Source organism: Gymnodinialimonas sp. (genome assembly GCF_059726805.1).
Map to the genome: position 1 here is coordinate 846139 of NZ_AP041059.1, position 26630 is coordinate 872768.

Annotated in this window: 25 protein-coding genes and 1 other RNA gene; 20 read left to right on the plus strand and 6 right to left on the minus strand. The window is 64.1% G+C overall.

Going from position 1 to position 26630, the window contains the following annotated elements; all coding sequences use genetic code 11:
- Positions 1–143: 143 nt before the first annotated feature.
- On the minus strand, positions 144–656 hold the full coding sequence (locus tag AC6I9R_RS04285; RefSeq protein ID WP_461427587.1) for a c-type cytochrome: 513 nt from the start codon (positions 654–656) through the stop codon (positions 144–146).
- A 108-nt stretch (positions 657–764) separates the two neighbouring features.
- Between AC6I9R_RS04285 and AC6I9R_RS04290 the strand changes: the two genes are divergently transcribed.
- Entirely contained in the window at positions 765–1595 is an 831-nt protein-coding gene (locus tag AC6I9R_RS04290; protein WP_461427588.1) for a prephenate dehydratase, read from the plus strand.
- Positions 1596–1603: 8 nt separating this feature from the next.
- On the opposite strand, the gene AC6I9R_RS04295 is transcribed toward AC6I9R_RS04290, so the two are convergent.
- A complete protein-coding gene (locus tag AC6I9R_RS04295; protein ID WP_461427589.1) occupies positions 1604–3490 on the minus strand; it encodes a bifunctional 2',3'-cyclic-nucleotide 2'-phosphodiesterase/3'-nucleotidase in 1887 nt (628 codons plus the stop codon).
- 153 nt (positions 3491–3643) lie between these two features.
- Between AC6I9R_RS04295 and nudC the strand changes: the two genes are divergently transcribed.
- Both nudC and AC6I9R_RS04305 read left to right on the plus strand, forming a co-directional pair.
- Positions 3644–4627, plus strand: coding sequence for an NAD(+) diphosphatase (gene nudC / locus AC6I9R_RS04300; protein WP_461427590.1), 984 nt, complete (start codon positions 3644–3646; stop codon positions 4625–4627).
- Between the two features lie 90 nt (positions 4628–4717).
- Positions 4718–5188, plus strand: coding sequence for an SRPBCC family protein (locus AC6I9R_RS04305; RefSeq protein WP_461427591.1), 471 nt, complete (start codon positions 4718–4720; stop codon positions 5186–5188).
- A 93-nt stretch (positions 5189–5281) separates the two neighbouring features.
- Here AC6I9R_RS04305 and AC6I9R_RS04310 read toward each other — a convergent pair whose 3' ends face one another.
- Together AC6I9R_RS04310 and AC6I9R_RS04315 are read right to left on the minus strand one after the other, a co-directional pair.
- Entirely contained in the window at positions 5282–6211 is a 930-nt protein-coding gene (locus AC6I9R_RS04310) for a DMT family transporter (protein ID WP_461427592.1), read from the minus strand.
- Positions 6212–6275: 64 nt separating this feature from the next.
- Entirely contained in the window at positions 6276–7493 is a 1218-nt protein-coding gene (locus tag AC6I9R_RS04315) for a Hint domain-containing protein (protein WP_461427821.1), read from the minus strand.
- A gap of 170 nt (positions 7494–7663) precedes the next feature.
- On the opposite strand from AC6I9R_RS04315, the gene ffs reads away from it, so the two are divergent.
- Both ffs and rsgA read left to right on the plus strand, forming a co-directional pair.
- Positions 7664–7760: signal recognition particle sRNA small type (gene ffs / locus AC6I9R_RS04320), an RNA gene on the plus strand.
- A 185-nt stretch (positions 7761–7945) separates the two neighbouring features.
- Positions 7946–8986, plus strand: a complete 1041-nt coding sequence (rsgA, locus tag AC6I9R_RS04325) for a ribosome small subunit-dependent GTPase A (RefSeq protein ID WP_461427593.1) — start codon at positions 7946–7948, stop codon at positions 8984–8986.
- A 33-nt stretch (positions 8987–9019) separates the two neighbouring features.
- Here the strand turns inward: rsgA and AC6I9R_RS04330 are convergent, their stop codons facing one another.
- The gene (locus AC6I9R_RS04330; protein WP_461427594.1) at positions 9020–10291 is read right to left on the minus strand and encodes a radical SAM protein; all 1272 of its coding nucleotides are present in this window, start codon (positions 10289–10291) and stop codon (positions 9020–9022) included.
- A gap of 183 nt (positions 10292–10474) precedes the next feature.
- On the opposite strand from AC6I9R_RS04330, the gene fnrL reads away from it, so the two are divergent.
- From fnrL to ccoS, 9 genes are all read left to right on the plus strand, one after another.
- Positions 10475–11224, plus strand: a complete 750-nt coding sequence (gene fnrL / locus AC6I9R_RS04335; protein WP_461427595.1) for a transcriptional regulator FnrL — start codon at positions 10475–10477, stop codon at positions 11222–11224.
- A 261-nt stretch (positions 11225–11485) separates the two neighbouring features.
- On the plus strand, positions 11486–13087 hold the full coding sequence (gene ccoN, locus AC6I9R_RS04340; RefSeq protein WP_461427596.1) for a cytochrome-c oxidase, cbb3-type subunit I: 1602 nt from the start codon (positions 11486–11488) through the stop codon (positions 13085–13087).
- 13 nt (positions 13088–13100) lie between these two features.
- The gene (gene ccoO, locus AC6I9R_RS04345) at positions 13101–13823 is read left to right on the plus strand and encodes a cytochrome-c oxidase, cbb3-type subunit II (RefSeq protein ID WP_461427597.1); all 723 of its coding nucleotides are present in this window, start codon (positions 13101–13103) and stop codon (positions 13821–13823) included.
- 14 nt (positions 13824–13837) lie between these two features.
- Positions 13838–14044, plus strand: a complete 207-nt coding sequence (locus AC6I9R_RS04350; RefSeq protein WP_461427598.1) for a cbb3-type cytochrome oxidase subunit 3 — start codon at positions 13838–13840, stop codon at positions 14042–14044.
- Complete coding sequence (gene ccoP, locus AC6I9R_RS04355) at positions 14044–14946, plus strand: cytochrome-c oxidase, cbb3-type subunit III (RefSeq protein WP_461427599.1); 903 nt, start codon at positions 14044–14046, stop codon at positions 14944–14946. The genes AC6I9R_RS04350 and ccoP overlap by 1 nt, the downstream gene beginning before the upstream one ends.
- 314 nt (positions 14947–15260) lie before the next feature.
- Positions 15261–16781: a 4Fe-4S dicluster domain-containing protein gene (locus AC6I9R_RS04360; protein ID WP_461427600.1), complete on the plus strand. Its 1521-nt coding sequence runs from the start codon at positions 15261–15263 to the stop codon at positions 16779–16781.
- Entirely contained in the window at positions 16778–17257 is a 480-nt protein-coding gene (locus AC6I9R_RS04365) for a FixH family protein (protein WP_461427601.1), read from the plus strand. Before AC6I9R_RS04360 ends, AC6I9R_RS04365 begins: the two co-directional genes overlap by 4 nt.
- Positions 17254–19443, plus strand: a complete 2190-nt coding sequence (locus AC6I9R_RS04370; RefSeq protein ID WP_461427602.1) for a heavy metal translocating P-type ATPase — start codon at positions 17254–17256, stop codon at positions 19441–19443. Before AC6I9R_RS04365 ends, AC6I9R_RS04370 begins: the two co-directional genes overlap by 4 nt.
- Positions 19443–19598 carry a cbb3-type cytochrome oxidase assembly protein CcoS gene (gene ccoS, locus AC6I9R_RS04375; RefSeq protein WP_461427603.1) on the plus strand — a complete coding sequence of 52 codons (156 nt, stop codon included), beginning with the start codon at positions 19443–19445 and terminating at the stop codon, positions 19596–19598. The genes AC6I9R_RS04370 and ccoS overlap by 1 nt, the downstream gene beginning before the upstream one ends.
- A 138-nt stretch (positions 19599–19736) precedes the next feature.
- On the opposite strand, the gene AC6I9R_RS04380 is transcribed toward ccoS, so the two are convergent.
- The gene (locus AC6I9R_RS04380; protein ID WP_461427604.1) at positions 19737–21134 is read right to left on the minus strand and encodes a D-alanyl-D-alanine carboxypeptidase family protein; all 1398 of its coding nucleotides are present in this window, start codon (positions 21132–21134) and stop codon (positions 19737–19739) included.
- A 244-nt stretch (positions 21135–21378) separates the two neighbouring features.
- Between AC6I9R_RS04380 and hemF the strand changes: the two genes are divergently transcribed.
- The 6 genes from hemF to AC6I9R_RS04410 all read left to right on the plus strand — a co-directional run bounded on the left by hemF (position 21379) and on the right by AC6I9R_RS04410 (position 26625).
- Positions 21379–22257 (plus strand): oxygen-dependent coproporphyrinogen oxidase, encoded by an 879-nt coding sequence (hemF, locus tag AC6I9R_RS04385; protein ID WP_461427605.1) that lies wholly within the window; start codon positions 21379–21381, stop codon positions 22255–22257.
- Positions 22258–22261: 4 nt separating this feature from the next.
- Positions 22262–23314: a glycosyltransferase family 4 protein gene (locus AC6I9R_RS04390; RefSeq protein WP_461427606.1), complete on the plus strand. Its 1053-nt coding sequence runs from the start codon at positions 22262–22264 to the stop codon at positions 23312–23314.
- 62 nt (positions 23315–23376) lie between these two features.
- Positions 23377–24084 carry an FkbM family methyltransferase gene (locus AC6I9R_RS04395; RefSeq protein ID WP_461427607.1) on the plus strand — a complete coding sequence of 236 codons (708 nt, stop codon included), beginning with the start codon at positions 23377–23379 and terminating at the stop codon, positions 24082–24084.
- A complete protein-coding gene (locus tag AC6I9R_RS04400) occupies positions 24081–24839 on the plus strand; it encodes a glycosyltransferase family 25 protein (protein WP_461427608.1) in 759 nt (252 codons plus the stop codon). The genes AC6I9R_RS04395 and AC6I9R_RS04400 overlap by 4 nt, the downstream gene beginning before the upstream one ends.
- Entirely contained in the window at positions 24812–25870 is a 1059-nt protein-coding gene (locus AC6I9R_RS04405; RefSeq protein WP_461427609.1) for a glycosyltransferase, read from the plus strand. The genes AC6I9R_RS04400 and AC6I9R_RS04405 overlap by 28 nt, the downstream gene beginning before the upstream one ends.
- Complete coding sequence (locus AC6I9R_RS04410) at positions 25867–26625, plus strand: glycosyltransferase family 25 protein (RefSeq protein WP_461427610.1); 759 nt, start codon at positions 25867–25869, stop codon at positions 26623–26625. Before AC6I9R_RS04405 ends, AC6I9R_RS04410 begins: the two co-directional genes overlap by 4 nt.
- Positions 26626–26630: the final 5 nt, after the last annotated feature.

The window sequence follows — 26630 nt, forward strand, 5'->3', positions numbered from 1 at the left end:
AGACCAGTCCCCCCTGGGTTCAAGTTGAGATTTCGTGATCAAGAGGTGAAGTCCCGCTTTTCCACCTGCTAATGAAGGCCAAACGCAGAACGCCGCCCGGAAGGGGCGGCGCATGCGAAGTGTTTCTGCTGATCAACCGGCGCTTATTGCGTGGCCAGGTAGGCGATCAGGTTGGCGCGATCCTCGATATCGTCCATGCCGCCGTAGCTCATGGAGGTGCCGGGCGCATACTCGCGCGGGTTGGCGATGAAGTCCGAGATGTTTTCGGGCGTCCAGGCGCCTTCCAGGGCGAGAAGACCGTCGGAGTAATCGAACCCGTCCGCCGAATGCTTGGGGCGGTCCACGATACCCGCAAGGTAGGGACCCACACCGTTCTGGCCCGCATTCAAAGCGTGACAGGCAGAGCACTGACGCCACAGACGCTCGCCTTCGCCCGCATCGGCAACGGCATAGACCTCTGCGAACGGAACCTCGGGCTCGGGCTCGGCTGCCGGGGCATCGTCATCGGGAAGGGCGACGCGGTAGCCGCTGACGTGATCTTCGGAGTGGTTGTCGATGTTATAGAGGCCCTCGGCGGCCCAACCGCCCAGAAGTAACACCAGAAGGGCTGCGCAAATCGCGCCGCCTGCTTTCGTAATCGTCATCGTGTCGAACATGTGGGCTCCACGGGAATGTCGGCATTTCCGCGTATCTATTGTGTTCCGTCTGCCTATGGCAAGGTGTAGGGAGCGCGACGAAACGACCTTTTTGCTATGGATTTGCCTATGACAGCCCGTATCGCCTTTCAGGGAGAGCCCGGCGCCTATTCCCATCAGGCCTGCTTTGATGCCCGCCCGGGTCTGGAAGCTTTGCCCTGTGCCAGCTTCGAGGATGTGATCGAGGCGGTCCGTTCCGGGGCCGCGAGCCAGGCGATAGTCCCGGTCGAGAATTCTACCTATGGGCGTGTCGCGGACATTCACCGGCTGCTGCCAGAGTCCGGCCTGCACATCGTGGATGAGGCCTTCGTGCGGGTTCACATCAACCTTCTGGGCGTGCCCGGGGCAAGCCTTCGGGATGTCAAAGAAGCCCATAGCCACCTTGTTTTGCTCCCCCAATGCAGCAAGTTCCTGGCAGAGCACGGGATCAAGGGCCGTGTCAGCAGCGACAACGCGCGGGCTGCGCGAGATGTGGCACGCTGGGGCGATGCGACGAAGGCGGCGCTGGCCTCGGAACTGGCCGGAGAGATCTATGGCCTTGACGTGCTGGCCCGCCATATCGAGGACCACGACCGCAACACCACCCGCTTCCTGGTGATGGCGCCCGAGGCCGACATGACCCGGCGCGCGGACCGGATGATGACCACCTTCGTGTTCCGCGTGCGCAACATTCCCGCCGCGCTTTACAAGGCGATGGGCGGCTTCGCGACCAATGGCGTGAACATGACCAAGCTCGAATCATACATGGTCGACGGGTCCTTCACTGCGACGCAATTCTACTCGGACATCGAAGGCCACCCGGACGACGCCAACGTGCAACTCGCGATGGAAGAACTGGGGTATTTCACCGATTACCTGAAGATCCTGGGGACCTATCCGACGGACTCGGCGCGCGATTGATCGCGGGCCTAAAGCGTCATCGCGAAGGCTTGGAATCCGTCCTTCCCGCGCGTGTCCAGGGGCTTTAGACCAAGCGTTTTCAATCGCGAGGATTGAAAGAGCGCCCCCGGCCCGGTCTCAAACACCACCTCGGTGTCGCCCAAAGGCATCAGCGAAAACGTCGGCTCCACCACCGGGCGCACGGCGCCTGCGCTGTCGCTGATGTAACGCGCCACCGCGTCCCGGACGGAGAATTGCGCGACAATCGCTTCTTCGGCCTCCTGCGCTGCGCGCATGTGCCCGCCCCCGGCAGACCGGTAGGAATTGGTGATCACGGCGACCTCATCCTCAGCCTTCAGCGGCGTGCCGTCGGCGAGGGTCAGGTTGCGGATGCGGGCAGGCGTGTCGCGGATCTCGTCGCCTTCTGCGTTGGTGCGGGCGGGTCGCGAGACGTCGATCTGGTAGCGCAGACCTGCCAGCCGGTCGAAGTTGTAGGGCGCGAAGTTGTGGTCGATCAGACGTTGTGGCCCCTCGGCGTCGGGGTGGATCTGATGGAAGAGGGAGGCCGAACGTTCCAGCCAGTCCATGACGCCCTGCCCGGTGATCCGCAAAACGCTGAGCATGTTGGGATAAAGGTACAGATCCGCGGCGTGGCGCAGCCTCAAAGGGCCCGGCGGCACATCGGTGTAGCTGCGCGGGCCGGACCTGCCACCTGCCTTGAACGGCGCGACAGCGGATAGGATCGGCAGGCCCTTCAGGCTTGGTTCTTCAGCAATGAGCGGGCGCGCGGCGTCCCATTGCGCCTCGGCGATCAGCTGCGTGGCAGCGCAGGGTGCCAGGACCGAGAAGTAGGTCTCCAACGGCACAGCGCTTTCGCCCAAGGGGCGCGCGACATAGCTTCGGGTGGCTGCATGTTCGCGCGCGATGTCGCGGCGCAACTTCGGGTAGTCGCTCAGCATCCGCCGCACCGGGATCGCGCCCAGGGCGCGCCGCTGGGTGGTCGCGAAATTCGCGGCAAGGCGCTGGCGCACGTGCCACGGCCCGTCTGCGGCCTCTCGCCCGACCACCAGGTCAATGCACCCCAGGTGCGACCCGAAGGCGCCGGGCTGCACCAACGCGGTGCCCGATGTCGTCACCTCGGCCCGGATCTTGTGGGTATGCCCCGCAATCACCCCATCGACGCCGGGGATCTGCGTCACTTGCAGCGCCACATTCTCCGCACCCGGCCCCGCGCCCAGGGCACCGTACCCCGAATGCGCCAGGACGAGGACGACGTCCGCCCCCTTAGCGCGAAGGGCCGCGACCTCGGTGGTGAGCGCCGGGATGATATCACCAAACGTGGCCTGCCCCTGCAGATGCGGCTTGTTCCATTGCGCCACCTGCGGCGGCACAGCGCCGGTGATGCCGATCCGCAGGGTCTGCACCGCGCTCGTGTTGTCGCTGACCTCTCGGGTCAGCAGGCACCTTGGCAGCACAAGGGGCGTGCCATCGGTGCCTTGTGCATTGGCCGAGACCACAGGGAACGTGGCCCCGCTGAGGGAGGCACGAAGGTGGCGCAGGCCAAAGTCAAAGTCATGATTGCCAAGCGTCGCCGCGTCGAAGCCCAGGGCATTCATTGCCGCGATCATCGGATGCAGGCGCCCGGCGGGCACGATCTCGGCGACGGCGGCGTCAGCCAGGGGCGCGCCCTGCAACGTATCGCCATTGTCGAGCAGCAAAACATTCGGCGACGTCTCGCGGGCCGAGGCGATCATTTCGCCCAATTGCGCGAGACCCACCGTGCTGTCGCGTTTGTCAGTGAAGTAGTCAAACGGCAGCAAATGCGCGTGCAAATCCGTTGTGGCGAGCACCCTAAGATGCACCGTCACGCCCGCCGCTGTCCCCTGCGCGGTTGCAATTTTCTCTGGGAGGGTCATTTTCGCCCTTGCCTCGTGTTTCGTCTGAGGGTGGGGCGGTCCGCGTCAAAGTCGAAGCGCAACGAAGCAACTGCGACCAAAAAGACATGGCGATGGTTCCAATGTTGCCCCATTGCCATAGCCTTTGCGGGTGACGTTAACGGAAGGATTCCCATGCGGGTGAGTGAAGATGTGACTTTCGGGACCTCTGGTCTCGATCGGGCGGCTGTGTTGCGCCTGAACCCCGAGCGCCTGCGCGCGGCGCTCAAGGCGGGCGCGCCGGTGTTGCCCGTATGGCGCGGCAAGATCATGGTCGAGGGCACGCCCGAGGCGGGCGATATCACGCTGGCCTATCGCACCATGGCGGACCCCGTGCTGTCGAAGGCAGATGAGACGCCCGTGATGATCGGACTGCACGAGGATGGCGAAACGCCCGTCTTCGCCCTCGATATCTCGGCCTGGACCCCGAAAACGGTGGATGAGGCGGCGGTGAATGCCTTCCTTGACCCCTCCGTTCAAGTGCACCCGGCCGAGCGCTTGTCAGGCGCGGGCTTTCGCGAGTTGCGCGCCACGATGACCCACCTCAACCGCCGCGAGGCCGAGATTTCGGCCACCGCGCGGGCCATCCTGACCTGGCATTCGACGCATCAGTTCTGCGCCAAATGCGGCGCGAAAAGTGCCATGTCCCAGGCGGGATGGCAGCGAGATTGTGCCACATGCGACGGCAAACATTTCCCGCGCACCGACCCGGTGGTGATTATGCTGATCACCCATGGCGACAGCGTGCTGGTCGGACGCTCGCCCGGCTGGCCCGAGGGGATGTATTCGCTGCTGGCCGGTTTCGTGGAACCCGGCGAGACCATTGAGGCTGCGGTGCGGCGCGAAGTGTTCGAGGAATCCGGCATCAGCGTGGGCCGGGTCGACTATCTTGCGAGCCAACCCTGGCCCTTCCCCGCGTCGCTGATGTTTGGATGCATGGGCGAGGCGCTCAGCACCGAGATCGAGATTGACCCCGTCGAGATCGAAGATGCCAAATGGGTCACCCGCAGCCAGATGCTGGAGGTCTTCGCGGGCAATGACCCGACCATGCTGCCCGCCCGAAAAGGCGCGATTGCGCATTTTCTGCTGCACCATTGGTTGGCAGATACGCTCGATTAACAGGTTCCAAGGGGTTTTGGGGTAATGCAGGCTTGACGCAACGGGTCAGGCGCGGGCAGATCATGGATAACCAAGAAAAATGGAACGGGCATGAAATTCAAGGTCTCTGAAGACGTAGACGCGCCGGCGGATATCACCTGGGCGCGGTTCACCGATTTCTCGGGTATCGAAGCGGAAGTCACGGGACGTGGCGCAGACCTATCGCGCGTCGGCAACTGGGTAGAGGCGGCCGAGGGCTGCGGCTGGCGCGGCTCGGTCAAGGTCCGGGGCCGGGTGCGGCCGGTTACTTCCGAGATCAGCGCGTTGAACGCGCCTGAGCGATGCGAGATCACAACTGTGATCGGCGGCATGGAAGCGATCTACGAGATGACCTTCCTGGCCCTGCGCGATGATATGACCCGCGTGCAGGTCGTGATGGACCTCTCGGCCAACACGCTGTCGGCGCGGCTTGCTTTGCAGACCCTGAAGCTGGCGCGCGGACGCGTGATGCAACGGTTGCAGGGGCTGCTCGCCCGGCAAGGGAACCTCGCCGAAGACGATTTCCGACGCTCGAAGGCGTAGCGCGGCCAAAGCCTTGCAAGGCTTTGAAAAGGCTTTTGGAAAAGCCTTGCACCGCGCTGGTCTGGGGGCGCGCATTCCCGTCTGATGAGGCGCTTACGGCTGCGGTGTCCCAGCCCGTCGGGCGCCGCGTTTGATGCCCAACTGACGCTCGCGCCAGATGATGGCGATGCCCGCAATCACGATCAGGGCCGCCCCCGTCAGCATGGTGCGGGTCGGCACTTCCGAGAACACGAAGTATCCCACGCCAATCGCCAGCAGCATCGACGTATACTCGAACGGCGCGATCAACGACGCGTCGGCGTGGCGGTAGGACGATGTCAGTAGGATCTGCCCCACACCGCCGGCCAGTCCCGCCGAGACCAGGGTCACGAATTGCCAGGGCGACGGCCAGACCCAACCCCAGGGCAGGGTCAGCAAGGACAAGCAGGACGCGGTGACCGAGAACCAGAAAACAATCGCCGCCGTGCGCTCGGTCTGTACCAGTTTGCGCACGAAGACCTGGGCCAAGGCGGCGCAGACCGCTCCCATCAGGACCAGCACCGCGCCCAATGCCTGTGCGGAATCTGCCGTTTCGGGGTCCACCATCAGCCGAGGCGACAGCACGATCAGAACACCACCCAACCCCAGCGCCACCATGGAAAGGCGGAACAGCCGGACATCTTCGCCCAGGAACATCGCCGCAAAGATCACCACAAGGATCGGGGCGGCGTAGCCAATCGCCGTGACCTCAGGCAGTGGCAGCAAGCCCAGGCCCGCAAACCCCAGGCCCATGGCCGTGGTCCCCACCAGCCCGCGCCAAAGATGACCCATGGGGTTTTTGGTTTCCAACCCATGGGCCAGGTCGTGTTGCATCACCAGCCAGGCCAGGATTACCGGGATCGCAAAGAACGACCGGAAGAACACCGCCTGACCCGGGGGGATCGCGTCGGCTGAAGACTTGATCAGCGACGCCATGGTCACGAATACACAGACCGAGGCGATCTTCAGCGCGATGCCGCGCAGCGGGTTTTGCGGGGTGTCCATGGCTCAGGGTTACGCCTGTGCCATGGGGCTCGCAAGAGCGCAGCGCAGAATGGTTTTCGGCGCTCTAGGGTCGCGCCACGATGCCCGCATCCGTTAACGCGCGGCGGTTCTTGGCATGGCGCTGCACCAGCCGCGCAGCGCGTCTGCCCTTCACGAGCGTACGCGCGGGCGGCATGACGCCCGCCGGATCGCCCAATTGATCCTGCGACAGGTCCATCAGCACGCAGATCTCTTCCAGCGCGGCGGCGGGGACAGAGGCGAGAACCTGCGGGCCAAGAAACAGGCTCTCGGTCCGCACGGCATTGGCCAGGACAACTTCGTGGCGGGCCAGCATAACATGGTAATAGGTGACGTCACTTTCGGGCACATCAAGCGTGACCCCCGCAAGCGGCAGCAGAGCCTTGGCGGGGATCAAGACTTCAGGGGTGCCGAACATGCGCCGCGCGATGGCGCCGCGTACCGAGACGCGATGAAGTTGCGACACCCGCAGGTCTCGGTTTGGCACGCCCGCGCCCAAGGCATCTTTGGCGATCAGCACCGGGGCCAAGTTCGGCGCAGCGGCAATCTCGGACGGGGTCCAGGTTTTGGCGAACATCCAGGTTATGGGCTCGGGCCCATTGTCAGCGGTCAGGACAAGATCACCGACGGCTAGCGCCTCAACCGGCTTTTCGCCGTTGGGCGTCGCCAGGTGCGTGCCGTCTGCGAAACAAATGTTCGTGGTGCCCGGTGTAGGCGCGCCATCGACGAAGGTATCCGCCCCGTCGCCGTCACGCTGCAAAGACTGCCCATCGGTGTCGGAGCCAAAATCCTCGCCCGCGCCGATCTTGGTCGCGGTTGCGCTGAAACCACTGTAGCCCCCCAATCCCTGCGTTGGGTCATCCTGCGCGTCGCCGTTGAAAGTGGCCTGGATATAGGCGTCATTAGTGGGATCGTAGAGAATGACATTGTCGCCGCCGTTGTTAATCAACGGTGATCCGCGACCTGCGTCGAAGAATAGGTCGTTCGGTCCGCCCGTGGGCAAGGCGCCGCCCGTCTGGACGCCGGACATGACCATCGCGTGGGCGCCGGGTTGCAGGATCGTGCCCGATGGAAACGTGAACCATCTGCCCACGCCCGCGTCCCACAATTGCAGGCCCGAGATATCGATCGCACTGGTGGAATCGTTGAATAGCTCGACGTATTCATCCGTCGAGGCGGCGGTGCCATTGCCGTCTGTATCGAAATTGATCGTGCCATTGGGATCAACGAGGATCTCGTTGATCACGATGCCACCCAGCAGCATATCGGCCACGGCCTCGGGTCCTTCTCCTCGTACGTCCGGTTAACATAGGCGCGGAATGTGGCGCGAATATGGGGAAAGTCTTTGTAGGCGGGTCATCGGCGCCTATCGGCCCGCAGCACCGCGCCAACAGCGTCTTGCGATTTTCCCGGGATGCCCCTATCTAGCAGGGTGAGGGGTTGGCGCGGGCAAGCACTTCGCCAACCCGGTCAGATCCGGAAGGAAGCAGCCGTAACGATTCCCGCTTGGGTCGTTGTCCAACTCCTCACCACCCTGCCTCCCGTTGCGGAGGTGATGTGAAACCCTGAAACCGGAGGTCCCATGCCGATTGCATCCATCCCCTCCGGGCCCCGTGTCTGACAGCACATACGTGTCTGATGTCAGACCGCGCCCGATGAATTGACCGCGCAGCTGCATGCTGTGCGACGTGTCATGACTTTTCGGGATTTCATACAATGACCACTTCTACACTTGCTGAGCTCGGCTGGACCGGACGGCATATCGCGCAACTCACAGATGAGGATGCGGCGGCGACGCCCGCGCGCGTCAACAAGGTCTCTCGCACGCGCATTACGGCGCTTTCCGCCGAGGGGCCCCTGCGCCTTGTGACCAAAGGGGACGAGAGCACCGGCGACTACGTCACCGGCGACTGGGTGCTGGCCGATGTGGGCCAAGGCACCGTCCTGCGCCGGCTAGAGCGTGACACGCTGCTGTCGCGTCGGGCCGCCGGAACCGGGATGGAGACGCAGCTGATCGCCGCCAATGTCGACACGCTGGGTATCGTCACCTCGTGCAACGCCGACTTCAATGTCGCGCGGCTGGAGCGTTATCTGGCCATGGCGGCGTCAGCGGGATGCCTGCCGCTGATTATCCTGACAAAGGCCGATATGGCCGAGGACCCGCGCGACTATGAGAAACGGGCCGAGGCTTTGTCGCCGCTGGCAAGTGCGCTGGCCATGAACGCCAAGGCAGACGACGCGGCAGAGCTGCTGAAGCCCTGGTCCAAGAACGGGCAGACCTTTGCGCTCGTGGGCTCCTCCGGGGTCGGCAAGACCACGCTCGCCAACGCGCTGACCGGCGCGGCAGAGGCCACGGCGGGCATCCGCGAGGATGACGCCAAGGGCCGCCACACGACCACATCACGCGGGTTGGCCAAGACGATCTTTGGCGGCTGGCTGATCGACACGCCTGGGATGCGGGCGTTGCGGCTCAACGATGCGTCCGAGGGGATCGGCGCCGTTTTCGCCGATATCGAGGCGCTGGCCGAGACCTGCAAGTTCCGCGATTGCGCCCACGCGTCCGAGCCCGGCTGCGCCGTGCAGGCGGCGGTTGCGGCGGGCGATTTGGACGCCGACCGCGTAAGGCGGTTTGCCAAACTGGTGCGGGAAGACGCGATCAACCAGGAAGCCATCCACGAACGCCGCGCGCGGGAAAAGGACTTCAAGAAGATGGTGAAAACCGCGATGAGTGCCTCGCGCCACAAGCGGGGGAAGTAACCTTGTGCCGCCGCCCTGGAAGGGCGCGCGGTATCAAGTGTCTTCCGGGTTTTCCTTGGCGGGCTTTGTGTAGCTGTCCAGATCCCGCGCGATCACGCGGGCCAGGGCCTTGGCGTGGCGCGGGATGGTGATGCCCGTTGCCGTGGAAAGGACCTGGCCCGGAAAGTGCCGAAGGACTTGATCCTGCAGGGCGGTGATCAGCGACTGCGGGCCAAACCCCTCGGCGATCAGTCGTTCCGCGTCGATCCCGAAATCGCACAGGATCATCTCGATCATGCGCGCCCTCAGGGCGTCCACGGCGTTGATCCGGTGCCCGCCCGACGTCGCCATGCCACCGGCATGGACGGACCTGAGATAGCCGGTCGTGCTGGGGGCGTTCTGGGCATAGCCCTGGGGCAGTCGCGAAATGGCAGAGGCGCCAAGCCCCAACAGCACCCCACCGGTGTCATCGGTGTATCCCTCGAACGACCGCCTGAGGTCGCCAGACTTTGCCGCCTTGGCCAAACGGTCCGAGGGCAGGGCGAAATGGTCGATCCCCACGGGCGCGTATCCATCCCACGTCAGGATCTGGCGCGCCGTATCAAAGAGCTGAAGTTGCTTTTCCGGCGTCGGCACGTCGGCGGTCGGGATCAGCGATTGGCGCCGCGCGATCGAGGGTACGTGGGCGTAGGGCTGCACGGCGATCCGGTCCGGCGCGAAGGACAGCATCATCTGGGTGGTCAGCGTAAGACGAGATCGGGTTTGGCGGGGCAGACCGTAGAGGACGCCCATGCTCAAACTGCGCAGGCCGCGCGCGCGCAGCCCGTCGATCGCCGCTTTTGTCGCCTCGAAGCTCTGTTCGCGCCCTATGATCTTCTGGATGTCCGGATCGAAATCCTGCACGCCGATGGAGGCCGTCGTCATTCCCACGGCGGCCAGCGCGTCCATTCGGGCGTCATCGATTTCATTGGGGTCAATCTCGACCGTGAATTCGGGCGGGGCATCATTCGCGCCGCTGAGCGGGATCACTTCAATCAGCGCGCTTGCAAGGCGCGAGATGTCTGCGGGGGAGAGTATTGTTGGGGTTCCGCCGCCGAAGTAGATGCGCTTGGCATGGATGCCCTGCGGCAAAATCGCGCGCAAATTGCCGATTTCTTGGATCAAAGCATCGACATAGGCCGCCACCGGCGCGCCGCCGGGCGCCCCTTGGGTTCGCGCCGAGCAGAACCAGCATAAACGTTGGCAAAAAGGGATATGCAGATAGACCGAGATGCCCGTGTCAGCCGGGAGTTGCGACAGCCATGCGCGGAAATCCCTTGATCGCACGTTATTCGCGAACCGCGGGGCAGGCGGGTAAGAGGTATACCTCGGCAAATTAGCATCGAGGAGTCCGAAACGCCGCAGTTGAGAATACTGATCCATATGGTAGCCTATGCACATGACCGGACCCGCCACCTTGATATGGATCAAGCGGCGACATCGGTGGTTCACTCACGCGGGGGCCACGCCATGAACGACAGACCAGTTTCCTTCAAGGCCAGCGGCGATTGCGCCGACTGCCCTATTCGCCACAATGCCGTTTGCGCCCATTGCGATACGGATGAGCTGGCGAAGCTTGAATCAATCAAGACCTATCGGACGTATTCCGCTGGCGAGATGATCGTCTGGGCGGGCGACGAAATGGATTTCGTGGCCTCTGTCGTGTCCGGCGTCGCGACGCTGACGCAGACGATGGAAGACGGGCGCCGCCAGATGGTTGGCTTGCTGCTGGGCTCTGACTTTATTGGCAGGCCCAATCGCTCGACGGTGTCCTATGATGTGACGGCGACGACGGATGTGACGCTGTGTTGTTTCCGCCGCAAGCCGTTCCAGGATGTGATCGCCAACACGCCCCACGTCAGCCAGCGGCTGCTGGAGATGACGTTGGACGAATTGGACGCCGCGCGTGAATGGATGCTGATCCTGGGTCGCAAGACCGCGCGTGAGAAAATCGCCAGTTTCCTCGCGATCCTGGCGCGTCGCAATGCCGGGGGAACCGAGTTCGGGCCGGGCGTTGACATGCAGTTCGAACTGCCCCTCACCCGCGAGGCGATGTCCGAGTATCTGGGCCTCACCCTAGAGACGGTCAGCCGCCAGATGTCGGGCCTGAAACGCGACGGGGTGATCTTGCTGGAAGGCAAGCGGCAGGTCGTGGTGCCGGACTTTGATGCCCTTCTGATCGAGACCGGCGATGACGCCGATGGCGGAATGCTGGCCTGACTTATTCCCCATCAGGACGCCCCTGATCCCGCGATTTCACGCAGGGTCTGAGGGTGCTCAAGCTTGAGCACCTATCTAAACATCTGAATTCAAACGCTTTTCAGAATCTGCGCAAAAGCACCGCTATCTCGGGGTCTTCTTGACCCAGATCAAGGTGCGCATCCCCACAATCCGCGATCAAGACCCGGATGGAACAGCTGTGGCGACTCGCATTGGGACTTCCCGACCGCAGCGCCATGGCACGAAAGAAGGGGACGATCGATGCTTGATTACGTGAAGCTTGCGATCCTTGGGCTGATCGCGGTCCTGGCGGCAATTGCCGCGAACTACGGACTGGACTTGGCCTACAAGGTCCATGCGATCTTGATCATGCTGGTGGCTGCTGGCCTTTTCGTGTGGCAACTGCGCCGCTTGGGAGAGGAAATAGTACCGGCACCTGTTGGGGAATACATGGATGGCCCGGTGAAGGCGGCGGCGATTGCCACCGTGTTCTGGGGCGTCACGGGATTTCTGGTGGGGGTGTTCATCGCCTTCCAGCTGGCGTTCCCGGTGCTCAACTTCGACTGGGCGCAACCCTACCTCAACTTCGGGCGTCTCCGGCCCCTCCACACCTCTGCGGTGATTTTCGCATTTGGCGGTAACGCCCTGCTCGCGGCCACCTTCTACATCGGCCAGCGCACCTGTGCGGTGCGCCAATGGGGTGGCAACCTGAGCTGGTTCGTCTTCTGGGGCTATCAATTGTTCATCGTCCTGGCAGCCACGGGCTACCTTCTGGGATCGACCCAGGGCCAGGAATACGCGGAGCCCGAGTGGTATGTTGACCTGTGGCTGACCATCGTTTGGGTCGCGTTCCTTGCCACCTATATGGGCACCATCCTGACCCGGAAAGAGCCGCATATCTACGTGGCCAATTGGTTCCTGCTGTCGTTCATCGTCACCGTCGCGATGCTGCACCTTGTCAACAACATGCAGGTGCCGGTTTCGATTTTCGGATCCTCCTCGGTCACCGTGATGTCGGGCGTGCAGAACGCCATGACGCAATGGTGGTACGGCCACAACGCCGTGGGCTTCTTCCTGACCGCGGGCTTCCTGGGCATGATGTACTACTTCGTGCCCAAGCAGGCCGGTCGCCCGGTCTATTCCTACAAGCTGTCGATCATCCACTTCTGGGCGCTGATCTTCTTGTACATCTGGGCGGGTCCGCACCACTTGCACTACACCGCGCTGCCGGATTGGGCTTCGACCCTTGGCATGGTGTTCTCGATCGTGCTGTGGATGCCCTCCTGGGGTGGCATGATCAACGGTCTGATGACCCTGCAAGGGGCTTGGGACAAGCTGCGCACCGACCCGATCCTGCGGATGATGGTCACGAGCCTGGCGTTCTACGGCATGTCGACCTTCGAGGGCCCGATGATGTCGATCCGCGCGGTCAACTCGCTGAGCCACTACACCGACTGGACCATTGGCCACGTGCACTCTGGCGCGTTGGGGTGGAACGGGATGATCACCTTCGGGATGCTCTACTACCTGTTCCCGAAGCTGTGGAACCGCAAGACGCTTTACAGCGTGCGCGCCGTCAGCTGGCACTTCTGGCTCGCGACCGTGGGTATCGTTCTTTACGCGTCGTCGATGTGGGTCACCGGCATCATGGAAGGCCTGATGTGGCGTGAAGTGGATGCGCAGGGTTTCCTCGTGAACTCCTTCGCCGACACCGTGGAAGCCAAATTCCCGATGTATGTGGTCCGTGGTTTGGGTGGGGTGATGTTCCTGTCCGGGGCGCTGATCATGGCCTGGAACCTGTGGATGACTGTCAGAAGCGGTGAGGCTGTGGCCGACACCAATTCCGCAGTCCCAGCTGAATAAGGAGGTCTGACCCATGGGAATTCTAGACCAACACAAGAAGATCGAGACCAATGCGACGCTGCTTCTGGCGCTGAGCTTTGTGGTCGTCACCGTCGGAGGCGTGGTGGAGATTGCGCCCCTGTTCTACCTGGAAAACACCATCGAGGATGTGGACGGCGTGCGCCCCTATTCCCCGCTGGAGTTGGCAGGGCGCGAGATCTATGTCCGGGAGGGGTGCTACAACTGCCATTCCCAGATGATCCGCCCGATGCGTGATGAGGTAGAGCGGTATGGTCACTACTCCTTGGCCGCCGAAAGCCGCTATGACCATCCGTTTCAGTGGGGGTCCAAGCGGACGGGGCCGGACTTGGCAAGGGTTGGCGGGCGCTATTCCGATGAGTGGCATTACGATCACCTGATCGACCCGCAATCGGTGGTGCCGGAAAGCATCATGCCCCCCTATGCCTTCCTGGCCGATGTGGATCTGGATGGCGAGCGGATCGGGGACCTGATGTCCACCCACCGGATCGTGGGCGTGCCGTACACCGACGAGATGATCGAGAATGCGCGGCTGGATTTCATCGAGCAGGCCACGGATTTCGGCGACAGCGGCGTGACCGACAGATACCCCGGCGCGCAGCAGCGCGATTTCGACGGCAACCCGGACGTGACCGAGATGGATGCGTTGATTGCCTATCTGCAAGTGCTTGGCACGATGGTCGATTTCTCGACCTTCACGCCGGACGAAAGCCGCTAGGGGAGGGGGAAGATATGTTTGATTACACCGTCCTGCGCGAGCTTTCAGGCAGCATCGGCACCGTGTTTCTGGTGCTCAGCTTTCTGGGCTTTGTCCTTTATGCTTTTCGGCCCGGGTCCCGCGCTGTCCATGAAGACACCGCCGATATCCCGTTCCGGCATGATGATCGGCCCGCATCCGATCACGACATCTCTGCGGCCCAGACGAAGGAGGCCCAATAATGAGCGATAAACTCACCCAATCCGACCGCGAGGCGGCTGCCAACCTGCAAGAGGGCGATCCTGATACCACTGGCCATTCGTGGGACGGGATCCAAGAGTTCAACAATCCGCTGCCGCGCTGGTGGCTGTGGTGCCTTTACATCACCATCGTTTGGGGCGTGGTCTACACCATCGCCTATCCGGCCTGGCCGATGATTTCGGGTGCTACGCCCGGTTTTCTGGGCTATTCGACCCGCGCCGAAGTGGCCGAGGATATCGAGCGTTTCGATGCCCTCAACGCCGATCTGCGCACCCAGTTGAACGAGGTGGAGCTGGCGGAGGTGACGCAGGATGAGATGCCGGACCTCTACAACTACGCGATCCAGTCGGGCAGCTCGACCTTCGCGACCTGGTGTTCGCAGTGTCACGGGCGCGGTGCGGCGGGCGTGCAGGCGGCGGGGTATCCGAACCTTCTGGATGACGACTGGCTTTGGGGCGGTTCGGTGGAAGACATCCAGTTGACCATCGCCCACGGCATCCGCAACGAGGATGACCCCGACGCGCGCTGGTCCGAGATGACGGCATTTGACGATCTGCTGAGCGATGAGGAAGTCGCTCAGGTGGTGAATTACGTGCTGGATATCTCCGCGCAAGAGGCCGACGCGACGCTCGCGGCGGCGGGCGAGACCGTCTACCTCGACAATTGCGCGGCCTGTCACGGGGACGAAGGGCTGGGCGACCGGTTTTTGGGCGCACCGAACCTGACGGACCGCATCTGGCTTTATGGCGGCACGCCGGAGGCCATCGAGGAAACCGTGCGCTACTCCCGCTTTGGGGTGATGCCGCCCTGGTCCGGTCGCCTGAGCGAGGCCGAGGTGCGCGCCACCGCGATCTATGTGCACAGCCTGGGCGGTGGCGAGTAGCCCCGGCCCAAGCAAAACCGAACGGCGGCGCTTTCGGGTGCCCCGTTCAAGATCAAGGGTTTGAGCGGGCGACAAGCATGCGCCCGCCCCGGCCGACCCAGACGACCTGCGGTTTCCATCTCCGCAGGTTCAAGCCAGCTCCCCGTCCTGTTCGCGCTTTATCGGGGGGCTGGTTCTTCTTTTCTGCCCCCTCCGGCATTCAGCCCGCCGCAACAATCGCGGCGCCCGAGACTTGATCCACGTCAAGGCCGGGGAAATCGCCGGTGCCTATACCTGAGGGGCGAACAGAAAACGATTCTCAGGACACATCATCCATGTCATCTACTGACGTCCCGCCAAAGCTTTATGCGGCGCAGGAGCCGATCTTCCCGAAGAAGGTCACAGGCACCTTCCGTAACCTCAAATGGGTGATCATGATTGTCACCCTCGGGATCTACTACATCACGCCCTGGATCCGCTGGGACCGCGGCCCCAACCTGCCCGATCAGGCCGTCCTTGTGGATATGGCGGGCCGCCGCTTCTTCTTTTTCTGGATCGAGATCTGGCCCCACGAATTCTACTTCGTCGCGGGCTTGCTGATCATGGCGGGCCTCGGCCTGTTTCTATTCACCTCGGCGCTCGGCCGCGTCTGGTGCGGCTACACCTGCCCGCAGACCGTCTGGACTGACCTTTTCTACACCGTCGAGCGTTGGATTGAGGGCGACCGCAACGCCCGTCTGCGTCTGTGGAAATCAAAATGGGACGGGCGCAAATGGCGCCTGCGCATCACCAAATGGATCGTCTGGTTGCTGATCGCGGTGGCCACCGGCGGCGCCTGGGTCTTCTACTTTGCTGACGCGCCGACGCTGCTTGTGGACCTGGTCACCGGCCAGGCCGCCTTCGTGGCCTATGCCACCGTTGGTCTGCTGACGGCCACCACCTTCCTTTTCGGCGGCTTCGCGCGTGAGCAGATTTGCATCTACGCCTGCCCCTGGCCCCGCATCCAGGGCGCGATGATGGATGAGCATTCGATCACCGTCGCCTACCGTGACTGGCGCGGAGAGCCGCGCGGCAAGGGCAAGAACCGCCGTGTCGCCGCCGAAAAGGCCATCGCGGAATCTCGGCTCGCCGGCCCCCTGATCACCGGGCAGGAGCCGGGCGCCACCTCCACCGCAGAGCCCGAGGTGACCGTTCTGGGCGATTGCATCGACTGCAACGCCTGCGTGAACGTCTGCCCCATGGGCATCGACATCCGGGATGGCCAGCAGATGGAATGCATCACCTGTGCGCTGTGCATCGATGCCTGCGATGAGATCATGGACCGGATCGGCGCGGAGCGGGGGCTGATCGATTACCTCGCGCTGACCGATGAAGACCATGAGCGCGCGGGCAACAAGAAGATCCCGATCATGCGCCACATCCTGCGCCCGCGCACGTTGATCTATACCGCCCTTTGGTCCGCGATCGGCATCGGCCTTGTGGTCGCGCTGTTCGTCCGGTCCGAGATCGACGTGACCGTCGCCGCCGTGCGCAACCCGCAGTTCGTGACCCTGTCCGATGGGTCGATCCGCAACACCTATGATGTGCGCATTCGCAACATGTCCGGGGATGACGCGGTGTTCCGCATCGGCCTGACCTCGGAAGAGATCCTACGCGTGGACCTCGAAGGCAGCCAGGACCTGATGGTTGAGGTGCCTGCCGATGAGACACTCCTACAACGGGTCTATGTGATCGCGCGCGCCGATGATCCCGCCGCCTCGGCGGAACGGACGGACCTGCGTTTCTGGGTCGAGGAATTCGAATCCAACGAACGCGCCTTTCAATCGCAAACCTTTTTCGGACAGGCTGCCCAATGACCTCTGACACTCAAACCCCGCGCAAGCTGAACGGATACCATATCCTGGGCATCTTCGGTGGCTGCTTCGCCGTCATCGTCAGTGTGAACCTGTTCATGGCATTCCAGGCGGTGTCGACCTTCCCGGGCCTGGAGGTGTCGTCCAGCTATGCCGACAGCCAGACCTTCGATGTCCGCCGCCATGCCCAGGAGGCGCTGGGGTGGGAGGCGTCGGTGGAAGCGACACGCACCGAATTGACCCTGACGCTTGTGGATGAGGCCGGGCGGCCCGTCTATCCGGCGGAGCTGTCGGCCCTTCTGACAAGGCCCACGACAAGGGCCAATGATCAGATGCTGGAGCTGACGCGCGGGCCCAACGGCACCTTGGTGGCCCCCGCCGATCTTGACGTGGGCCGTTGGCGTTTGCGGATGATCGGCGTGTCGCGCGATGGCACGGATTATCGCCACAACATCACCTTCACGATCCCGGCGCGATGACCGCCTACGCCGACCCTGCGCGCCCCTCGGCGTGCCCGGCCTGTGATGCGGCACCCCTGGCCGAGCAGATCGCCGGGCCTGCGCCCACCGAGGCGCGGCTGATGCTGGCCGTGCCCGGCATCCATTGCGCGGGCTGTATTTCTGGGGTGGAGCGTGTGTTGCACGCGTTGCCCGGCGTGCGCGATGCGCGGGTGAACCTGACGCTACGCCGCGTGGCGGTGGAGGCAGATCTTGATGTTGACGTCGATACGTTGACCGCTGCGCTGACAGAGGCGGGGTTTGAGGCCCATGAGCTTGATCCCGGCGTCCTTGCCGCGACCGAGGTGGACGCGCGCGGGCGCGCGTTGCTGATGCGTCTGGCGGTGGCCGTCTTCGCGATGATGAATGTGATGCTGCTGTCTGTCGCCGTCTGGTCCGGGGCCGAGGGCGTGACCCGTGACATGATGCATTGGATCAGCGGCGCGATCGCGATCCCGGCGGTGATTTTCTGCGGTCAGCCGTTCTATGCCTCGGCCTTTGCGGCGCTGAAGGCGGGGCGGTTGAACATGGACGTGCCGATCACGCTGGCGATTGTGTTGGCGGTGGGCACCTCGCTTTACGAGACGATGCTGTCGGGCGAACACGCTTATTTTGACGCGGCCATTGCGCTTTGTGCGTTCCTTCTGGCGGGCCGCTATCTGGATCACCGGACGCGGGCGAACGCGCGCTCTGCCGCGCAGGAATTGGCGGCGCTGGAAGTGCCGCGCGCGTTGCGGTTGAACGGGGGCGTGACCGAGACGGTGGGCGTGGCTGACCTGCGCCCCGGCGATCTGGTGCGCGTGCTGCCGGGCGGGCGGATCCCGGTGGATGGCCGTGTGGCGGAGGGCGCGACGGAGTTGGACCGATCGGTGATGACCGGCGAAACACTGCCCGCCGCCGCCGGACCCGGCGATCCAGTCCATGCCGGAGAGGCGAATTTGACCGGCCCGATCACGGTGGAAGTGATGGCGGCAGGACGCGACACGGATCTGGCGCGGATCACCGATTTGATCGCCGTGGCCGAGGCCGGGCGCAACAATTACACGTCGCTGGCCGATGCGGCGGCCAAGCTGTATGCGCCGGGGGTTCACATCATCTCGGCCCTCGCGGCGGTGGGCTGGTTTGTCGCCACCTGGGACCTGCGGGTGGCGCTGAACATCGCGGCGGCGGTGCTGATCATCACTTGCCCCTGCGCTTTGGGTTTGGCGGTGCCTGCGGTGACGACGGCGGCCTCGGCCCGGTTGTTTCGCAAGGGGTTGCTGATCAAGAGCGGGACGGCGTTAGAACGGCTGGCCGAGGTCGACACGGTGGTTTTCGACAAGACCGGCACGCTGACCGATGGCGCGCCCGAGCCCCTGGGGCTCGACCAGTTGGACGCGGAGACGGGCCGGATTGCGCTGGCCCTTTCGCAGGGCTCCGCGCATCCGTTGGCAGCAGCCGTGGCGCGCGGATTGGCGGCGCAAGGGGTGCGGCCTGCGCCGGTGGAGAACATCGTGGAGAGGCCGGGTTTTGGCGTTGAAGGCCTGTGGGGCGGAACGCCCGTTCGCCTGGGCCGTGCGGCTTGGGTTGGCGGAGGCGAGGCGGTGGGGACGACCGCCACCTACCTGCGGATCGGCGACGGGCCGGCGGTGGCCATCACCTTCACCGACACCTTGCGCGACGGCGCGGAAGAGCTGATCGCGGGCCTGAAGGCACAGGGCAAGCGGGTGATCTTGCTGTCCGGCGATGTCGAGGCCGCGGTGACACGCTTTGCGGGGCGTATCGGCATCGACGAGGTTGTGGCCGAGGCGCGCCCGGCTGAAAAGGCTGAGGCGATTGCAGGGCTGGGCGCGGAGGGGTGCCACGTGTTGATGGTGGGCGACGGGATGAACGACACGGCGGCGCTGACGGCGGCCGATGTCTCGATCTCTCCGGCCTCGGCGCTGGAGGCGGCGCGGGCGGCCTCGGACATGGTGTTGACGGGGCGCAGCCTGGCCCCGATCCTGGACGCCATGGCAACGGCCACCTCGGCGCGGGCCCGAATCAAGGAGAATTTCACCATCGCTTCCGTCTACAACCTCCTTGCGGTGCCCTTGGCGGTGGCGGGCCTGTGCTCGCCGCTGATCGCGGCATTGGCGATGTCCAGCTCGTCGCTCACGGTCTCGCTCAACGCGTTGCGGCTGCGCTGATGGATGTGCTGGGTATCCTGATCCCGGTGAGCCTGTTTCTGGGGGCTGTGGGGCTGGCGGCGTTCTGGTGGTTGTTGAAGAAGGGCCAGTTCGATGACCCGGAGGGCGACGCGCAACGGATTTTGCGCGATGACTATGACGACAAGCCGAAGTAGGGACGGGTGAGACGCTGGTCTACGGTCTTTTGCTTTGCAAAAGCCGTAAACGGCGCCCCTCCCGCCGTCCCGTAGGGTGAACATGGAAACGGCGGCCTGATGGGGCCGCCGTTTTGGTTTTGGGTCTTTATGCGGGTGTCAGGGCCCGAAAGTTTCGCAGGGGACGTCGCGGGCTGACAATCTGGCGCAAGCGCGGCTGGCCTGATCCTCGGTCATGCCGGCAAACCGCGCGTCATAGCCTCGGCTGCCGTTCACCACACGCCTGAGCGCGGTGTCAAAGGTGCCCAACTCGGCCAGGGCTGTGCGCAAGAGCAACCGCTCTGCCGCGTGGTGGGACACCTGCGGCCCCAGGGAGACGCCGTAGAGTCGGGACCCGGTGGAGGAGGCCCGTGTCACCAGTTCGGGCTCGGGCGGTGGGATCGGCGCGGGCTCGGGCTCCAGCGCAGCTTGCGGCTCGGGCCGGGGGGCGGGCCTGTCGTCGGGCGCGCCGACGGCGCTCAAGGCGGCTTCCACCGCTGCGGCCACGTCAGCGCCGGGTTCCAGCGCTTCGCCGACGGCCTCGTTGATCGCCGCCAAAACCGTCGCGTCCACGCCGCCGCTTGGGCGCGTCACCGGGCGCATCGACCGCTCTGGCGCGCGCTGTCCCCGGGGGGTGGAGGTCTGGCCCGTGGGGCCGCCGTTATCGGCGTATGTCGGCAAGGCGGGCGTTCGCAGCGCCACTGAACTTGGCGCGCGCTCGAACCCCATATCCAGCAGCTCCATCACCCGCTGGTTGCGCCAGGCCGAGCTTCGGCCGCCAAACACCGTTGCGATGATCCGCTCTTCCCCGCGCTGGGCGGAGGCCACGAGGTTGAACCCTGCCGCCCTTGTGTAGCCTGTCTTGATGCCATCGGCCCCGCGATAGGTCGTCAGCACGACACGGTTGGTGTTGCGCACCGTGGCAATGCCCGCATCTGCGGTGACGCGCGAGAACAGGTTGTAGTACTGCGGATAATCATAGACGAGCCGTCGACCCAGCATGGTCATGTCGCGGGCGGTCGAAAGATGCCCTTCTTCCGTCAGCCCGTGGGCGTTGCGAAAGGTCGTGCGGGTCATGCCCAAAGCCCGCGCGGTGCGGGTCATGCGGCGGGCAAAGGCGGCCTCGGAGCCAGAAATCGCCTCACCAATCGCGGTGGCGGCGTCATTGCCAGAGCGCACGGCGGCGGCGCGGATCAGGTAGCGCAGGCGGATCGTGGAGCCCGCGCGCAGGCCCAGGCGCGAGGGCGGCTCATTCGCGGCATTGGCCGAAATCGTCACTTCCGTATCGAGGGTGATCTCGCCCAGGCGGATCGCCTCGAACGCGATGTAGATCGTCATCATCTTTGTGAGCGAGGCGGGATGCAGGCGGGTGTCGGCATTGCGCGAATGCAGCACCTCACCATTGCGGGCGTCCATCACCATCGCGGCGTAGGGGGCGGCCTGAACATGGCCAGAGACCATGACACCAAACACCACACACACACCCAAAAGGGCGGCATAAAAATTCCGTACGAACATGAGCTGCTCTATCTGCCTCTGGTGCCGTCTGATGCGGCGATTAACTTCGTTTGTAGGATAAGTTTTTCCAAAAATCCATGCTCACGTGCGGAAAATGCCAATAGATGCAGGGAATTGGCAGATGTGGTCCTTCAGGCAACACTCACGCCAAGATGTGGCGCGGCGCGGATGCCTGATCGTGTGGCGGAGGTGGATTTGCTCTGCTAATAGGGGCGCCAAGTGTTGCAAAAGGATCGCCCCGAAGATGACCGATTTGACCCCTGATCACAAAACTCGGGCCGCCGCGTGGTTTCGCAGCTTGCGCGACGACATTGTCGCGGCGTTTGAGCAGGTGGAGCAGACCCAGGGCGGCGATGCGGGCCCGGGCACGTTCGAAGTCAGCGAGACCAAGCGCACGTCCGAGGATGGCTCGGACGCGGGCGGCGGTTTGATGTCCGTCATGCGCGGCGGGCGGGTTTTCGAGAAGGTCGGCGTCAATGTCTCGGAGGTTTACGGCGAGCTGGGCGAGCGCGCCCAGAAGGCCATGGCCGCGCGCGGGGTGCCGGGGATGGCGGATGATCCGCGGTTCTGGGCGTCGGGCATCAGCCTGGTGGCGCATATGCAGAACCCGCGGGTGCCCGCGGTTCATATGAACACGCGGATGTTCTGGACGCCCGGGGCCTGGTGGTTTGGCGGCGGGTCTGACCTGAACCCGGCGATTGAATACGACGAGGATACGGCGTTTTTTCACCAGACCCTGAAGGAGCACTGCGACCCCCATGGGGCAGACCTTTATGATCGTTACAAAAAATGGGCGGATGAGTATTTCTATGTCCCCCATCGCAACCGCGCGCGGGGTGTCGGCGGCATCTTCTACGATGACCACAACACCGGCGATTGGGAGGCGGATTTTGCCTTTACCCAGGACGTGGGACGGGCCTTCCTGCCCGCGTTTCTGGGCTGCGTGGAGCGTCGCCGCCATGAGGCCTTCACCGAGGAAGATCGCGAAAAGCAGTTGGTCCACCGGGGGCTCTACGCCGAATACAACCTCGTCTATGACCGGGGCACCAAGTTTGGCCTGGAAACGGGCCATGACGCCAACGCGGTGCTGATGTCTCTGCCGCCCATCGCCAAGTGGACCTAGCGGGGTGGACCTGGATCCGGCCCACCTCGACGTCCTGGTGCCGAACTTCAAGAAGCGCCTGAGCGGGGTGACGGCGACGATCGTGCGGCTGGTGCCATTGCAGGCGCAGGAGATGGCGCTGGCGGCGGTGTCGCCCGAATTGCCGGACCACGTGCCGCAGATCCGGCTTGGCCAGTTGATCACCATGCCGCGCAAGGGCCCGCAGGGCGCGCGCGTCTGGCACGCGCGGCGCAATACAGAGATGTTGGCGGGTCTGGCGTTGAAGCACCTGTTGCGCAAGCGGTTGAAGCTGGTCTTCACCTCGGCGTCGCAGCGCAAGCACACGGGCTACACCAGGTGGCTGATCGGGCAGATGGACCACGTTATTGCGACGTCCCAGAAGACGGCGAGCTATCTGGAGCGGCCCGCCGACGTGATCCTTCACGGCATCGACGCCGACAGCTTTACGCCTGCGCCGGACAAGGCGGCGTTGCGGGCGAAGCTCAACCTGCCGGATGCTGTTCTGGTGGGTTGCTACGGGCGTATCCGCGCCCAGAAAGGCACCGGCGATTTCGTTGATGCGATGATCCCGGTGCTGCAAGGCAACCCGGAGGTTCACGGCCTCATCATGGGGCGCGCGACGTCTGAGCACGCCGATTACCTCAAGGCGCTGCGGACCCAGATCTCGGGCGCTGGCCTGACCGACCGCCTGCATATCCTGCCCGAGGTTCCGGTTCATGAGATCGCTGATTACTACCGCGTGCTCGACCTGTTCGTTGCCCCGCAACGGTGGGAGGGCTTCGGCCTCACCCCGCTTGAGGCCATGGCCTGCGGTGTGCCGTGCGTCGCGACCACAGTCGGCGCCTTCCCGGAGCTGATCACCGCGCAAGCCGGCACCCTGATTGCGCCGGAAGATACGCCCGCCATGGCGGAAGCCATCGCCCGCTACACAGCCGACGCCGCCCTGCGCGCGGCGCAAGGGCAAGCCGCCCGCGCCCATGTGGAGGCCAACTTTCGCATCACCCAGGAGGCGGAGGCGATCATGGCGATCTACCGCCGCCTCCTCTCGGCGCCCTGAGGCCCCTTTCGCAACACGCTCAATCCGGCTAAACGACACGCGTTCCCACGACAGGTGATCCCATGGCCGACCCCCTCCGAAATCTGCGCCGCGCCTGGCATCTGACCCTCGGCACCGGCCACTACAGCCACTTCGGCGTGCGCCTGAAGACCGGGGCGTCTGACCTGCCCAAATCGGTGCGGGGCCATATTTTCAAGGGCGGGTATGAGGATGTGGAGGCCGAACTGGCCCTGAAGATCGTCAAGCCCGGCGACCGCGTACTGGAAGTGGGCACCGGTATCGGGTTTGTCTCCATCCTCTGTGCCAAGCTGGCCGGCGAGGGGCGCGTGACCTCGTTCGAGGCCAACCCCGTGCTGGAGCCGATGATCCGCGCCAATTACGCCGAGAACGACCTGACCCCGGATCTGCGGATGCAGGCCGTCACCGTCGATGGCACCCCGATCCGCTTCTTCGCCGACCCGGGCATCCTGTCGTCGTCGTTGATCAACCGCGACTTGCCCGGCGATGAGATCACCGTGGAAAGCGCGCCGATTGCGCGGGTGATGGAAGAAGTGGCCCCCGATGTCATCGTGATGGACGTGGAAGGTGCGGAGGTTGAACTGCTGACCGCCGCCAACCTGACCGGCGTGCGCGCCCTGATCATCGAGGTTCATCCCCATATCGTGGGCGCCGACAAGATCGCCGCGATGGATATTGTTCTGGCGGAAAAAGGCCTGCATCCGACCGAGCAACGCCACAAGACGGTGCTCTATCAGCGCAAAGCGCCATGACGTCTGTCTGGCCCTCTTACGTCATCAACCTGGCCGACAACACGGCCCGGATGGAGAACGCGCGAGCGCAATTGGACGCGGCCGGGCTGCCGTTCCGCCGTATTGACGCGGTCAACGGGTGGCAGCTTCCGTCCGACGAAATTGCCCGTGTCTACGACGCGGAGGCCAACGCCAAACGCGCCCGCCACGACCTCGTCCCGGCGGAGATCGGTTGCTACCTGTCCCACATCGACGCCTGGCGCGCGATTGCGTCCGGCGACGCCGCCGGAGGGTTCATTTTCGAGGATGATTTTGAGGCCGACACCAGCCTGGCCGCGACTTTACAAGCGCTCACCCAGGACGGCGGCAGCGATTGGGACATGGTGAAACTTTTCACCTTTTCTCCCGATGCCAAGCAGCTGTCCGAGCGTCCGCTGACCGATACGATCCGCCTTACGATCCCCTACCGCGTGCCCACCTGCCTGATCGGATACGGCCTGACAAAACAGGCCGCGCAGCGCCTTGCCGACCAGGCCTTGCCGTTCTTCCGCCCCGTCGATGAGGACCAGAAATACGTCTGGGAAACCGGCCTGCGCGTCGCGCTGACCCTGCCTGCGCCAATCAAGGTGGGTGACCAGCAGGCCGTGACCGGGACCATCGGCAATGCCCGCCGGGACGCAAGCCAGGGCGGGCTCAAGCGGCTATGGCGGGGATTGCGCACGCAGCTTGCCTATCAGGCCAAGCTTCGATGGCACCGCGCGCGGGGGGCGAAATGAACGCCCCCAAGGTCCTCCATATTCATTTCGGCAAAGATGGCGGGGCCGAGCGGTTCTTTGTGAACCTCGCCAAGGCCTTCGACAAGCGGGGGGTCGAGCAGCGTTTCGCGATCCGCCCCGGCCGTGTGTGGGAGGGGGAGATTGCCCCCCTTGGCCCCGTCATTCGCGACAATTACCGATATCTCTCGCTGAGCCGGTTCTGGCTGGAATGGAAGCTGCGCCAGACCTGCCGCACCTGGCAGCCGGACGCGATCCTCGCCTGGATGCCCCGCGCTGCGCGTGCGATCCCGGACTATGCGCCTGCCGTGAAGATGACGCGGCTGGGGGACTACCCTAAACACCTTGATCATTTTCATCGCTGCGACGCGCTGGTTGCCAATACGCCCGATATTATCAAGCATTGCCAGGGCCTTGGCTGGGCCAAGCCCGGCCTTGTCATCAGCAATTTCGCCCGCCCGGTGACGCCCGTGCCGGTGGCCCGCGCGGCCCATGATACGCCTGAGGATGCCTTCCTGATCGCCGCTGCCGGGCGCTTTGTGCACCGCAAGGGCCTTGACCTTGCGATCCGTGCCGCCGCGCGGATCGATGGCGCTTACCTTTGGCTGATCGGCGACGGCAAGGAACGCCCCGCGCTGGAGGCTTTCGCCAAAGAGGCGGGGGTCGCGGATCGCACCCGGTTCATCGGCTGGGTGGAAGAACCCGTCCACCATCTGGCGGCAGCCGACGCCGTGGCCTTTCCGTCCCGGCATGAACCGCTTGGCAATGTCATCCTCGATGCATGGCAAGCGGGCGTCCCGGTCGTCAGCACCCGCGCCGAGGGGCCGGACTGGTTCCTGCGCCCCGGGGTCGATGGGATCATGGTGGAGATTGATGATCTTGACGGGCTGGCGGCGGGCCTTCAGTCCCTGAAGGACGACCCCGCTTTGCGCGTGCGCTTTGCGGCGGCAGGCACGGCGCGGCTGGCAGAAATGTTCAGTGAAGACGCCGTCGTGGACGCCTATCTAGCGGCGTTCCGGGGAGAGTTGGGGTGAAGGCGCTGGTGATAAACCTCGCGTCCGAGACCACGCGGATGGCCTTCATGGCGGATCAACTGACCGCCCTTGGGATCGGTTTTGTGCGGCTGGAGGCCACCACACCGAAAACCCTGAGCCCACCCGCAAGTAGCCCTTACTGGACCCTTTGGGAACGTCCGATGCGGATCACTGAAATGGCCGCGATGGCGTCGCATCGCGCCGCATGGGGCCGGGTGGTGGACGCTGATGCCCCGATGTTGATCCTGGAAGACGACGCGGTTTTGCACGCCGATACGCCTGCCTTCTTGCAGAAGATTGCGGCGTTGCCTGAGGCCGATCATGTCACCCTGGAAACCCGTGGCCGGGCCAAGCTGATTGCGCGCGGCGCTCATGCCGCCGCCCCGATGCACCGCCTTTGGCAGGACCGCTCCGGCGCGGCAGCCTACGTGCTGCGCCCGTCGGGCGCGCGCAAACTGCTGGCCAATGTGGCGCAAGCGCCGGGCCTTGCCGATGGGATCATTTGTGCGGCCTATGATGTAATGTCCTGGCAAGCCGTCCCCGCCCTTGCCGTGCAGTTGGACCAATGCGCGGCCTATGGTCTTACTCCGCCGATCCAGACAGAAAGCACGATTGATCAGGAGGCGCGCCCGAACGCGCCGAAATCGCCCGCGCAGACCCACCGCCGCATCCGCGCGCAGGTGTGTATGGGCATTCGGCAACTGATACGAAGACCGGGGGCGCAAAGGCTGTTCGTGCCCTATGGAACGCGTTAGCGGCT